The 13,777-nt window shown below is 34.0% G+C and carries 12 protein-coding genes; 2 read left to right on the forward strand and 10 right to left on the reverse strand.

Going from position 1 to position 13,777, the window contains the following annotated elements; translation table 11 throughout:
• Positions 1-98 precede the first annotated feature (98 nt).
• The 8 genes from OEV98_RS03195 to OEV98_RS03230 all read right to left on the reverse strand — a co-directional run bounded on the left by OEV98_RS03195 (position 99) and on the right by OEV98_RS03230 (position 9,429).
• Positions 99-665, reverse strand: coding sequence for a GNAT family N-acetyltransferase (locus OEV98_RS03195; protein ID WP_263071752.1), 567 nt, complete (start codon positions 663-665; stop codon positions 99-101).
• An 81-nt stretch (positions 666-746) separates the two neighbouring features.
• Positions 747-1,817, reverse strand: coding sequence for a C45 family autoproteolytic acyltransferase/hydolase (locus OEV98_RS03200; RefSeq protein WP_263071754.1), 1,071 nt, complete (start codon positions 1,815-1,817; stop codon positions 747-749).
• 132 nt (positions 1,818-1,949) lie between these two features.
• Positions 1,950-2,900: a siderophore ABC transporter substrate-binding protein gene (locus tag OEV98_RS03205; protein WP_263071755.1), complete on the reverse strand. Its 951-nt coding sequence runs from the start codon at positions 2,898-2,900 to the stop codon at positions 1,950-1,952.
• 186 nt (positions 2,901-3,086) lie between these two features.
• Positions 3,087-3,845, reverse strand: a complete 759-nt coding sequence (locus OEV98_RS03210; RefSeq protein WP_263071756.1) for an iron ABC transporter ATP-binding protein — start codon at positions 3,843-3,845, stop codon at positions 3,087-3,089.
• Complete coding sequence (locus OEV98_RS03215) at positions 3,839-4,789, reverse strand: iron chelate uptake ABC transporter family permease subunit (protein WP_263071757.1); 951 nt, start codon at positions 4,787-4,789, stop codon at positions 3,839-3,841. The genes OEV98_RS03210 and OEV98_RS03215 overlap by 7 nt, the downstream gene beginning before the upstream one ends.
• Complete coding sequence (locus OEV98_RS03220; protein WP_263071758.1) at positions 4,779-5,732, reverse strand: ABC transporter permease; 954 nt, start codon at positions 5,730-5,732, stop codon at positions 4,779-4,781. The genes OEV98_RS03215 and OEV98_RS03220 overlap by 11 nt, the downstream gene beginning before the upstream one ends.
• Positions 5,733-6,142: 410 nt before the next feature.
• Positions 6,143-7,174, reverse strand: a complete 1,032-nt coding sequence (adhP, locus tag OEV98_RS03225; RefSeq protein WP_263071759.1) for an alcohol dehydrogenase AdhP — start codon at positions 7,172-7,174, stop codon at positions 6,143-6,145.
• Between the two features lie 194 nt (positions 7,175-7,368).
• Positions 7,369-9,429 (reverse strand): sensor domain-containing diguanylate cyclase, encoded by a 2,061-nt coding sequence (locus tag OEV98_RS03230; protein ID WP_263071760.1) that lies wholly within the window; start codon positions 9,427-9,429, stop codon positions 7,369-7,371.
• Between the two features lie 375 nt (positions 9,430-9,804).
• On the opposite strand from OEV98_RS03230, the gene OEV98_RS03235 reads away from it, so the two are divergent.
• Complete coding sequence (locus OEV98_RS03235) at positions 9,805-10,398, forward strand: WxL domain-containing protein (protein WP_263071761.1); 594 nt, start codon at positions 9,805-9,807, stop codon at positions 10,396-10,398.
• A 74-nt stretch (positions 10,399-10,472) separates the two neighbouring features.
• Positions 10,473-11,555, forward strand: coding sequence for a DUF916 and DUF3324 domain-containing protein (locus OEV98_RS03240; protein WP_263071763.1), 1,083 nt, complete (start codon positions 10,473-10,475; stop codon positions 11,553-11,555).
• Positions 11,556-11,837: 282 nt separating this feature from the next.
• Here OEV98_RS03240 and OEV98_RS03245 read toward each other — a convergent pair whose 3' ends face one another.
• Both OEV98_RS03245 and OEV98_RS03250 read right to left on the reverse strand, forming a co-directional pair.
• On the reverse strand, positions 11,838-12,857 hold the full coding sequence (locus OEV98_RS03245; RefSeq protein WP_263071764.1) for a DUF3231 family protein: 1,020 nt from the start codon (positions 12,855-12,857) through the stop codon (positions 11,838-11,840).
• A 223-nt stretch (positions 12,858-13,080) separates the two neighbouring features.
• Entirely contained in the window at positions 13,081-13,701 is a 621-nt protein-coding gene (locus OEV98_RS03250; RefSeq protein ID WP_263071765.1) for a YesL family protein, read from the reverse strand.
• Positions 13,702-13,777: the final 76 nt, after the last annotated feature.

The following is a 13,777-nucleotide window of genomic DNA, read 5'->3' on the forward strand; positions in this document are numbered from 1 at the left end:
CTGCTGCACTAGCCTATTTCATTCCGTGTGTAATATCTATCAAAGTAAAGAACCCGTTAGGAATAATTATTTTACCGAAAAATATATGTACATAAACCTTATCGCTTCGTTTCTACATATTCTTGTTTCAACATCGAGTAAACGATAGTATCATGGTATTCTACTCCATCGAAATCAGTTTGTCGAAGGATGCCGTCTTGATGGAAACCAAATTTTTCTAATAATTTTTTTGAACCAATATTTTCAGCAAATATATCTCCTACAATCCGGTTTAATTTCAGCTCTAGAAAACCAAAGCGTAATAATTCTTTCATTACTTCCGTCATTACTCCTTTGCCTTGATATTCCTTACAAATTGCGACCCCGATCTCCGTTTTTCGATGCCACAAATGCAATTTATGAAAACGGACCATTCCGATAACCTTATCGGTTTCTTTAGTAATTATTACCCAGGGAATTTCCTTGGATTGTAAAAAATTTTGGAGATGATTATTTATTTTCTCTTCCATTTCCTCCACTGTTTTAACAAGATGTGGGGTGATAAATTTCATCGTGTCCGAATCACGCATAAACATAAATAAATCCGCTGCATCTCCAATTGTTACTCCTCTTAATCGATAGTTCTCTGTTTCTAAAACCGGAATATCCGTAAATTCTAATCCCACTTAATGCTAACCTCCTTGGATGATGTTAATTATTCGATAAAGCTGCCATGTCTACTATTCCCTACCGTTTAAATATATAAACTACCTTTTCGTCCAGTCCGCTCCTTCATCCATATGAACAAATGGAATATCAGTATCTACTTCCCCAGTAATTTTTTTTAAGTTCATTTCTTCCCCTTGCAGCCATTTGCCAAAATCAAAGACCGTCGGTTCCTGGTCGCCACCTAATGCAAACCAAGCCTTCATTTCTTTCGGAAAATATGCAGATGTATGAATAGTACCTGCCCAACTGCCGTACAGCTTTGAAAATACACCTTGATCTGTATCGTTTAATAATCGAAAGGCTTCATAACCACTTAGTCGATTTTCAGCTGTTTGTGCCTCTTGCATTCGTTGTAACCGACGTTTAGAGTCCACTAAATGATGGCGATTTTCCTCAGCCAAAATTTCAAAATGATTGCTACATGCATTTGATTTTCGTACTTCAATACTTCGCGGCGTAGCCTCCACAATGTAATGTTCATCCGTTTTATCGTAAACAAAATAACTAAATGAATGGCGATGTGGAATTTCTTTTAAAAACTCCACTGCTTCATTTGCTGTTGCACAGTTTTCTAAAATCATGCGTCCGATCATATTACAAACAAAGCCATCTCCAGGATTTTTACGATGCATAAAATTATATCCCATGCTTAACCCTTTCTCATTTAAGCCATCCATTCTTCCCGTGGTTCGTTGACTTGGACCAATCATTGCATAGCCACCATCTGTCGGTTGAAAAATCATATAACGACCATCATATGTTTTTGGATGATAGTCATAATTGCGTATAAGATACCCATTCCCTGTTAAAATTGAACATCCAGATTTAACATAATTAATACGATATCCGCCAAACTCCTGTAAGACACGTTCGATTGGCCATTGTAATGCATCTTGTAACCCGATTAGTTCATCCCATATTTTCGGTGCAAATCGATTAAAAACAGCTTGCACTTCTGCCGGAGTCACAACAAAGCGTGGTTTTCTTACCTTCCATTGTTTTTCTCTATTTTTGACGGTTAAAGAATTCTTTAATAGTTCTCCTTGTAAATATCCAAAATCATAATGGGTACCGCGGAATTGTATACAATCACTATAAATTTTCTTCAAAGGAAATACGCCTCTTCTTGTTTGTATTTTTGATTCATTATTCTTATTATAAATTGAATAGTGAAATTAAAAAAGAACGTAAAAAAGAGTAAGCAGTCAGAATGCTACTTACTCTTCTTACGTATAATTGAATTACTTCAGACTTGCTTCCACTTCAGAGATCATTTCCGAAACAGAAATTAATCCGCCACCAGATAAGTACCAGTAATCTGGATCTAGATAGACAATATGTCCTTCTTTATATGCTTTTGTATTTTTCGTAAGTTCATTTTCAACTACTTCTTTTGCACCAGTTTCTCCACCAACAACTGCTGTGCGGTCAACAACAAATAAGTAATCAGGATCTTGCTCCATTACATATTCAAAAGAAACACTTTGGCCATGTGTAGAAACTTCGATATTAGGGTCACTTGGTGTAAATCCTAATACATCATGAATTAAGCCGAAACGAGAACCTGCTCCATATGCACTAATTTTTCCATCATTTGCTAAAATAATTAATGCATTTTTGTTTAATGCTGTTACTTCTTCTTTGACCTGTGCCATCCGATCATCAATTTTTACAAGTTCATCTTCTACAAAATCTTCTTTATCAAATATTTTTCCTAATGTGCGCGCATTTGCTTTAAAGGAATCAATGTAGTTTGAAGTATCAAGTGCTAAATAAATAGTTGGTGCGATTTCTTTAAATTCCTCATATTGTTCTCCCTGTCTACCAGAGATAATGATTAAATCAGGACCAATTTCTGCTATTTTTTCGAAATCTGGTTCTTTTAATCCGCCAACGTTTTCATATTTATCGTCTGCATATTTATCTAAGTATGTAGGAAGCGAATCTTTTGGTATACCAACTACTTCTACTCCCATTTTATCTAATGTGTCTAGTGAACCGAAGTCAAATACTACTACTTTTTTCGGATTTTTTGGTACTTCTACTTCATTTTCGTCTAACTCATGTTTAATGGATACTGTTTCTTTTTCTTTATCCCCACTGCTAGCATTACTATTAGAATCACTTGTTCCACATGCAGTAAGAATTAGCGAAAGCATTAGAAATAAACCTAAATATATACTTTTTTTCATTTTTTCACACCTCATTTTTTGGATTAATAGTACTTTGTGTTATTTTTATTGAAAATTTGTATATAATCTTTTAAAATTATAGGTAACCTTTTTTCTTTTATGTTTGAATATGTGTCAATTTACCTTTGCGCGCAACCCACCCAAATTGACACATATTCTTTTTTTATTGTTCGAAAAGCCGATTTCTTATTGGAAATAGAAGCAGAATCGGCAGTTTTGGATATTTTGAATGGAAATGTCCATATCATAAATATCGCGTAATACGCTATTATTGATTATTTCTTCTGTAGTTCCTTCGCGGACGATTTTACCGTCCTTTAACGCCACGATATAGTCGGAATAAACGGATGCGAAATTAATATCATGTATGACAAGAATGATCGTTTTTCCTAATTCATCGACAAGTCTTCGCAATGTCTTCATGATTTGTACAGAATGTTTCATATCTAAATTATTTAATGGCTCATCTAGTAGAATATATTCTGTATCCTGTGCAACGACCATAGCAATATAGGCTCTTTGTCGTTGTCCACCACTCAATTCCTCTAAATATTGATTTTCGATTTCTTTCAGACCAAGATAATCAATGGCTTCATCAACAAATTGCCAATCATCCTTTGTTAGCTTGCCATGAGAGTACGGAAAACGCCCAAAGGAAACTAACTCGCGTACGGTCAACCGTAAATTAATATTATTCGACTGTTTTAAAATCGAAATTTTCTTGGCGAGGTCCCTGCTTTTCCCTTTGCTAATATCATTACCATCAATTAGTATCTCCCCTTCATCCTTTAAGATGAGACGACTAACCATAGATAGTAAGGTACTTTTCCCAGCACCATTCGGACCAATAAAAGAAGTAATTTTCCCTCTTGCGATTTTCACGGATACATCCTTCACTACTTCTTTTGCACCATAGCGCTTTGTAACACTCTTAATATCTACCATGATTTATTCTCCTTTAACAAAAGGTATATGAAGTAAACTCCACCAACAAAATTAATAATGACACTTAATGTTGTAGAAAAAGTAAATACATTTTCTACTATAAATTGTCCGCCAACTAATGCAATAATACTGATAAATATCGAACCTAAAATCAAATATTGATGCTTGTATGTTTTCAAATATTCATATGCAAGATTTGCTACTAACAGCCCAAGGAACATAATTGGACCAACAAGTGCTGTTGCAATCGATATTAATATAGCGACAACAATGAGCAGGCGTTTCACCACATAATCAAAGTCAACACCAAGATTTATCGCTGTATCTCTTCCAAGTGCTAATACATCCAAATATTTCACTAATCGCATGAAATAAAGCGTAACTAGAATAATGAGTATTGACGCTATATACAACACATCGGTATTAACATTATTAAAAGATGCAAACATCTTATCCTGAACAATTTGAAACTCATTTGGATCAATAAGCACCTGCATAAACGATGAAAAGCTTTCAAAAAATGTACCGATAATAAAACCAACTAATAATAAGAAATAAATATTTTGGTTTTTTCTTTTAAACAATATTTTAAACAGAACGCCTGAAAACAACACCATAATAAATACAATCAAGATAAATTGGATGTTTCGATCTACCATTGTTAATGTAGAAGATCCAAAAAGGAATATAACAACGGTATTAATTAACATATATAAAGAATCTAGGCCTAAAATACTCGGTGTTAAAATCCGATTTTGTGTTATCGTTTGAAAAACAACCGTTGAAAAAGCAATGGCAGCTCCTGTAACAATAATTGCACCTATTTTGATTGCTCTTCGTTTTAATATGTATTCCCAGTTACCACCGATATCGATAAATAGGAAGAGCACTACGAAAAGTACGGAAATCCCTGCTAGTAACCATGTTTTCGACTTATGATTCATGCTTATTTCTCCTCAATAATAGGTACACAAATATTCCACTTCCAATGACACCAACGGTTAAATTAATTGGGATTTCATACGGATAAATGATAATTCTTCCGAGAATATCACAAATCAAAACAAACACGGCACCAAGTAGTGCAGTATGCCCAAGACTTTTTTTCAAATTATCCCCTTGATAGATGGAAACAATATTAGGAATAATTAAGCCTAAAAATGGAATTGTCCCTACGGTTAATATCACAGATGAAGTAATTAATGCGACAATTGCCAAACCTAGATTTAAAACTTGTCGATAATTTAATCCTAAATTCTTCGAAAAATCTTCACCCATACCTGCTATTGTAAATTTATTTGCATATAGATAGGCGATAATGAGTAAAGGCAAACTAATGTAAATAATTTCATATCTTCCTTTTAAGATTAGTGAAAAATCACCAATTAACCAAGATGAAATGTTTTGAATCAAATCATTTCGATAGGCAAAAAAGGTCGATATGGAGCTAACGATATTCCCTAACATTAATCCTACTAAAGGGATGAATATAGCATCTTTAAACTTGATTCGGTCTAAAATCTTCATGAATAAAAATGTTCCTGCTAAAGCGAATAAAAACGCTACCAACATTTTCACAAGAGAGCCTGCTGACGTAAAAAACATTAATGAGACCAATATACCAAGTCTAGCAAAATCCATTGTCCCTGCTGTTGTAGGAGAAACAAATTTGTTTCTGCTAAGCTGTTGCATTATTAAGCCTGCAATACTCATACTTGATCCAGCTATCAGAATACTGATTAACCGTGGTATCCTACTAACCATTAATATTTGAACATTTTCATCTGTTAGGCTGAACAAGTCCATAGGTGAAAGATCACTTACTCCGATAAAAATAGAGCAGATAGAAAGTATGATTAATGCGATTATCAGGTATCTTTTCTTCATAGCTCACGGTCACTTTCTTCGAGTATTTGGCCATAGGTTTTGTGAATTTCATAAATAAAATTCATCATTTTCTTGATAATGACTGGCAATATAAAAAACTATTAGACTTTTGTTCTAATAAGTTCAAATATTTGGACAAAATAATAATGATAATCATTATCATTTAAATTGTAAATGATAATCATTATCATTGTCAACCAATTCTTATAATATTTTTTGACTTTCTCAACATGACAATAGGATAATTGATTCGCCACTACTCCATCAGTTCTCTTTTTATTGAGAATGGCTTTGCAATCAAAAATTGTTAGAAGGTGAAACATACATAATTATCCTACTTGCTCCTATATAAAACGGCAGAATACTAGGTTGTTTAGTATTCTGCCGGAGTAAATTAAATAAAAATTTAATTAATGATGATGATATTTATGCATATCAATAACCATCCGTCCTTGAATCTTTCCTTGCTCCATTTCTTCAAATACATCGTTTACCTCATGAAGACATCTTGTTTGTACAATCGGAACAACTTTTCCTTCTGCACCAAATTGGAATGCTTCTTCTAAGTCTTTCCGTGTTCCTACAAGAGAACCAATGATTTGAATACCATCTAATACCGTTTTCACGATTTCTAAGTCCATTGTTTCTGGAGGAAGTCCAACTGCAACCACTTTTGCAGTAGCACGTACCGAATGGACTGCTTGATTAAAGGCAACTTTTGATACAGCTGTAACAACTGCTGCGTGAGCTCCACCAACTTTATCTTGAATCCATTCTCCTGCATCTCCATCTGTTAATGGATTACATACGAGATCTGCACCAATTTCTTTTGCTAATTGTAATTTATCATCATTTATATCAATTGCAATTACTTTTGCATTAAATACATTTTTTGCATATTGGATAGCAAGATTTCCTAATCCACCACATCCATAAATAGCAATCCATTGACCCGGTTTTACATCAGACACTTTAATTGCTTTATAGCATGTCACACCAGCACATGTGATACTACTTGCTTGAGCTGGATCTAGACCTTCCGGAACTTTTACTGCATAATCTGCTTCGACAATACATTGTTCTGCCATTGCACCATCAACTGTGAAGCCAGCATTTTTTACATTTCGGCAAAATGTTTCTCTACCAGTTAAACAGTACTCACAAGTGCCACAGCCTTGGAAAAACCAAGCAATACTTACACGATCTCCCACCTTTAAGCTTGTTACGTCTGGAGCGATTTCTTTAACAATTCCGATTCCTTCATGACCGAGAATACGTCCTGGAACTTCTCCGAAATCCCCTTTTGCCACGTGTAAATCAGTATGACATACACCACAATATTCAATATCAACAAGCGCTTGCCCTGGTGCTAATGGAGGTAATGTCACATCTTTAATTTCTACTTTACCTTTATTTTCAGAACTTACGATAGCAGCTTTCATGGTAATCCTCCTATGAATTCAATATTGTTTGTGAAACATTTCACAAATTAATTTTACAATATTCTCTTCCTGTTTCGCAATACTATTTCGGTGTTGTTCATAAATCATTCATATTTAGATTCTTTATAGGAAAATTGAGTTTTTCTATAAACAATAAACCGCCCGTAATTGGGCGGTCATTAAGTATCTATAATTTAATTTTCCAATAGTGAATAAAATCGGCAGCCATCGATTCCAGACTGTTTTTCCTCATATAATGCTATATCTGCATACTTAATTAGCTGTTTTTGATTGGTAGAATCATCTGGATAAATGGCTATTCCTATTCCTGCACCGATATTGATTTTATTTCCATTAAAATAAAATGGTTTTTGAAAAGAGCCAATAATTCGCTCAGCAACTTCTACTACATCGTTTCTCGTACTTAGCTTTGTGATAATGATTGCCATTTCATCTCCACCCATTCTAGCAACGGTATCTATATTTCTAATATTGTCTTGAATTCGTTTCCCCATTTCAACAATTACAGCATCCCCAGCATCATGACCAAAGGTATCATTAATACGCTTGAACTTATGACCATCTAACATCATAACAGCAATCTTTTTATTCAAAGCTTTTGCCTCTTGAATAGCTAATGTTAGCTTTTCATCAAAATTTCTCCGGTTTGGAAGTCCAGATAAATAATCATAAAATGCGGCCTTCGCTAATTCGTCGCGTAGTTTTTTTCGTTCGGTGATATCCCGTGCAATGGTAACAAATTTTTTTATCTCATCCGCTTCCATTACATGAGTAGTTGTAACCTCCATCCATACATAGTGCCCATCTCGATGTTTAATTCTAATCTCTGAAGGCATCGACTCTATCCCATCCTTTAAGAGTTGAAAGCCTGTTAATTTTTTCTGTCTGTCTTCTGGATGAATCGCTATTGAAAAATGGTTACCTATATACTCGTGTACTGAATATCCAAGAATTTTCTCAATTGATGGGGAAACATACTCAATAATTCCTGATACATCCATCAATTGAATGATATCGGAAGCATTCTCTGTTATGATTCGATATTTTTTCTCGCTTTCAAGCAGATTCCTTTGCGCTTTCTTCAATTCCGTTATATTTTTGTAAAACGCGGTGGATCCTTTAATTTTTCCATCACTTTCATATACGGGCGCAAAAGAGGCAAGTATATCCAATACTACCCCGTTCTTTGTAATCCGCTTTGTTTCATATAATGGAACAGTTTCTCCATTTTTAATTTTTTGCCAAACAAATTTTGATCGGCTTCTCAATTCGAAAGGAACTAATAAATCTTTCGTATTTTTCACTTCTGCTTCTTTGTACCCAAAGGTTTCTTCAAAAGCCGGGTTTACATGTTCGATTTCCCCATTTATATTAAAATAAATAATTGGGTCTACAGAATAATTCCAAAATGCTTCTAGCTCCTCGCTCTTCTCACGTATTTGCTTCTGGAGTCGATTTTGTTCAGTTATATCTTTAGCGATTATGAAGAAGCCATCAAGTTCCCCATCTATAATAATGGGAACGTTTTTAATTAATAATAATAGCTTTTCACCATTTTTATGATTCACCCAGCTTTCATATACTACCTGTGTTTCAATATTGGCTTCTTCAAAATTTGCAATAGTATCCTCTATTTTATCCTCCGCTAATAATACCAATGCAGACGTTCCTACCAACTGTTGCTCCGAGTAACCGGTAATTTCTATTGCTTTATCATTAACTTTTTTGATATTCCCATCTAAATTTAATTCAAATACAGCATCACCATTATTTTCAATTAGAGAGTTTAACCGTTTTTGATTGCGTTCTAATTTTCTTTTAGTCGCCTTTAACTCTTGTTCCTTCGTCATCTTCTCCGTTATATCACGGACAATACCCATTACATAATTACACTGTCCATTATTCGTTATGATTGGGTTTAGTGTAGTCTCTCCAATAAATTGTCCATCCGCAGTCTCTATCGTCTCAATAAACTTCATCGTTTGTTTCGTAAATTGTACTTCACGATATTTAGCGGCTAAAATATTTGCTCTCTCCTTCGGTAGTACATCCTCTATACGGCTACCTATCACATTCTCATGCCTATTCAAACATCTCATTGCTGGTTGATTCAAATAGAGGTATCGAATCGATTGGTCCTCTAACTCCATGAAAAAAACAAGATCGCTAAAAAATTCAAAAATACTAGTTAGTGTTCGATTATCCTGTACTATGTTATCAATAAGACTCTTCATGATTGGTGTTTCTCCTTATGTTTATGTTAACGAGTGTAACCCAAATTGAAATTATCACAAATCTTCTACAGAAATTATTGTCATGTAAAAGAAGGAAAATATGTATCACCTTTCCTTCTTATATTTATCCAAAAACGATAGGAATCGATTCCTACTTTACATTTATTTGTACTTTACTAATAGACCGTTTTCTTTTTTCCATTCGTAACCACTTTTGGTAACAGAATCAATCTATCTATAAAACTATAAATCTTATATGATTACATTGTTGATAAAATTCACATCAAAAAATGAAACATGAATCGAGTCAACAACATGAAGTTGAAAATTATTCGTTTAATATAAAAACTCAAACATTCTAGGAGGAATTCATAGATGAAAAAAACTATTTTCTCAAAAGCAGTGGCATTTACAGCAGCCTTTGGTCTTGTTGCTACAGCATTTAGTGCACAATCTTTTGCTGCTGAAACAACAGGCGAATCAACAACAACAATTACTGGCGGAAGTTTAACAGGTGGAGATATTCAATTCAATACTATTACTGGTACATTAGATGGTACAAGAACTACAGGTGAAGCGAATTGGAATATTTCAAAAATTGTTAATGCTAGAGGAACTGGTGCAAGCTGGAGCTTACAGTTGACTCTTTCCCAATTTCAAGAAGTTGACTCCAGTGGTGCTGTTGTTTCAGATGGATATATATTTAATGAAAATTCGTTGAAAGTAAAAACATCACCAGTAATCACTCAGTTCGATGACAGTTCTTCTAATCCTAGTGATATATCTACTGTAGCTACTGGGGTAGCTTTAGATACAGGTTCTCCAGTACAAATTATTTCAGCAGGTGAGAATGAAGGAATGGGTTCTTTTGAGGTATCAGATTTAGGCGTTGAGCTTTCCATCCCTGCAAATGCTTACGCAAGAACATATAAAGCAACTGCAACTGTAACACTTAACGAAACTCCTTAATTTTCATTATTAATGGTTAATTTTCAGGAAGTCCTCCAATACTAAGGGGGACTTTTTTAATTAGGAGTGATGAAATGAAATACATACAATGCTTTTGGATTTTATTCGCTTTTCTTTTCTTATCCTTCCCAACTTTAATGGTTTATGCAGCAGAAAACGAAAATGATTTTGCCTTTAGAGTGGAACCAGTTTTTCCTGCATCTCAAATTGACAATAAAGGCTATTACCATTTTAAAGGGATACCCAATCAAGCAATAGTTTTACAAGCAAGAGTAATCAACGATAGTAATAGCCCATTGACAGTAACTATCAGTAGCTTTAACGCATATAGCGGTGAACAAGGAATTGTTTATCAAGAGAAAACTACTGCCGAAGGTACTAGTATTACGAATGAACATTATCAGTTTATTCCCTATGTTACTACCCCAAGCGAGATAGAACTTGGACCATTGGAATCAAAAGTTATTGATTTTACCGTCAATATTCCGGATATTACTGGTACTTTACTCGGCAGCATCGAATTTCGTGTATTTAAAGGAACAGAATCCGTTTCTGGAGAAGATGAAAATTCTAAATTTCTAATTGATCAATATCGTGCAGTAAACATAGGTGTGCAAGTAGATATTACGGATGTAGTACCAACTTCTACTATTACGGTCACTAAGCCTATTTATTCGCCAACACTAACGGCAATCATGCTCCCACTAGAAAATAAACAGCCTGTTATTTTACCAAATATTACAGGGACATATAAGATAACAAAAAAGGGTGATGAAAATTTTCTACAAGAGGGCGAAATATCCGAGTTTAAAATGGCACCTATGACTACTTTTCAATATCCGTTTAGATGGGCAAATGAGACATTGGCCGCTGGTACATATACACTTAATGTCACTTTTAATATAAATGGGAGCAATCAATCATTTGAGGATACAATCACAATTGAAAATAATGATATTGAAGAAACACAACAGAAAATGGAAGCAAGAGGAGAAATCCAACTGGAAACCAATCCATTTCCATGGATATGGGCAATCATTGGTAGCGTAGTTGTGTTGCTACTGCTTGTCTTAGTTTTTATATTGGGTAGCAATAAAAAGAAAAAGAAGAAAAGCAGAAAAGATCGCAAATATCCTGGACAGTTTCCGGATAATTGATGCATATAAACATACTAAACTTAGTGGGTACGTTCAGTGATGATGCACTTTACCCACTATTTTTCTATATGTTTGACCAACGATTATGTATGACCTAACGATTCCTATTTATTAAATATTTTAATAAGTACTGCTACTACTTATACACGAGTATTCAAAGACGACTATTACGAACAGTATGATAAAATTCATTTCCACAGTTCTTGTTTCTTACAATAAGTTTCAACCGCAAAGCTAAATAAGCAGAATTTTTCTTAAAGAGAAAACTTCTGCTTATTTATATTAACGCGGTTTTTCTTCCGCTAAATTTTTCCGATCCATTGCTTTTGGTGGTTGTTCTAACCATTGATTCTTTATCATGAAATCTGTCCAATTTTCCACAAACTTTAGATCTTCAAGTATAAATTGTTCGTATTTCACAATTAAATCGGAGCGCATCGTTGTCCCCATCCCAGCACCATAATAGGCTATAGCTGTATTAAACAAAAATCCGGTCATATACATCATCAATTTATCGGAAAATGGAGGAATGGTAGAACTCGTAACCTCAGCGTCCAAAATAGGTGGTGCTGGTAAATTATCCGTTGTTAAAATATGACTGAATGTATCAATATGCTTCTCTTTCACTTTAATACCGTTAGCCAATATCTTTTTAGCCTCTGACGATTTTACTACTTGATGGAATCCAATTAATAATGCCTTCGTCACAATACTCTTCTCTAAATTAAAAAAGATATTACTAATTTCACTACCATTTAATGCCCTTTTATCTTGGAAAAATCCATCAAAAAAATTTGCCGTTTTAATAAAATCGATTCCAACTGGGATTGGTAGTGATGGTGGTCGATTATAAAGTCCTTTCGCTAGTAACAATTCAATGGTTTGATTAAAAAGTTGGATTCCGAAATTTATTTTATCCTGATAAAACTGTCGCATATCCTGGCGTGTTGAAACCGTTAACGCAATCGAATATGCTGATAATCCATGAATGCTCATCTCATGAAGAAATTTCAAGCTAAAATTATCCGTAAATAATTTCTGCGTATCCAAATGCACATCCTGCTCCGTGAATCCTTGAGGAATCGGATATCCTATCCTCTCAAAAATAGCTTTAATCTCTTGCAAATTTTTATTTGCTTGTGAAGTAGCCCCTTGAAATAATTCCTTCAGTTCGCTATTTACTTCCTCGATATGCTTTAACAAATAACTGTTTATTCGAAGGTTTAATGACTCAGATTGATAATGTGTCCATAAACTTGTAATTTCAGGACCAGTTAATTCCGGATTATGTTCTGTTTCCATAGTACCCTCCATCATATATAACGACTACCTTTCAGTTTACTTTCGCGAATAGTTAATAAAACTCCTAATGCTATTAGCTTTTCCGAAATTTTTATGCATATGCCATAAATTTCTATAAACGAAATAAAAAGATTGCTTACATATAGCAATTTATCAATCCAGTTAACGCCATAAAAAAGCCAATGCTTGTAAAAATCAAAGCATTGGCCAGATCTTCCAACGATCATTCATATTTAGAAAATATCCTTCGGAAAATAAAGGAATTCAAAAACGCTAAGAAAGAGAAACCTCCAAAAGTAAAAACATATAGCCCTGTTAAAAATCCAATTGGTGAAGAAAAAACAAATATTAAAGGAACAAAGTTCATAACAAACAATAATAGCAAATATGGGAAATTAGAAATAGCTAATAGTAGAGAATTTAATATTGCTTTTCTTAACGTATCAACATACCTTGCAATATAAGGAAAAATAAACAAGGAAATACATAAATAAACAAAGCAAAACGTTAGCAGCACGCTCGCAAGAAATATTTTAGGAATTCCACTCAATCGTACGAATAGATGATAATCTATAAAAATTAATAAACCACCCATCAAGAGTAGCAGCCATAATATGGTGCTTTGCTTAAAATTCCTTTTAAACGCGATAAAATAATCACGTACTATATATCTATCTTCCCCGCGTACAATTTTTTGTGTGACGGAATACAAGGCTGTACTAGCTGTACCAATCGTAATAATTGGTAAACTAGTGATAATGAATAACATGTTTAATATAAAAATATCCACTATTTTAGCCAAAAAATTTACTAACGGATTTTCTAAAGAAAATAAATGCTGCAATTTTTCCCACCCCTACAAATTGATTTCTTTTTTCCCTATTTACTTCTAGAAAATAACAGCCGGTTCAAGTTCCGAC

Source organism: Perspicuibacillus lycopersici (assembly GCF_025660475.1).
Lineage (GTDB): Bacteria > Bacillota > Bacilli > Bacillales > Caldibacillaceae > Perspicuibacillus > Perspicuibacillus lycopersici.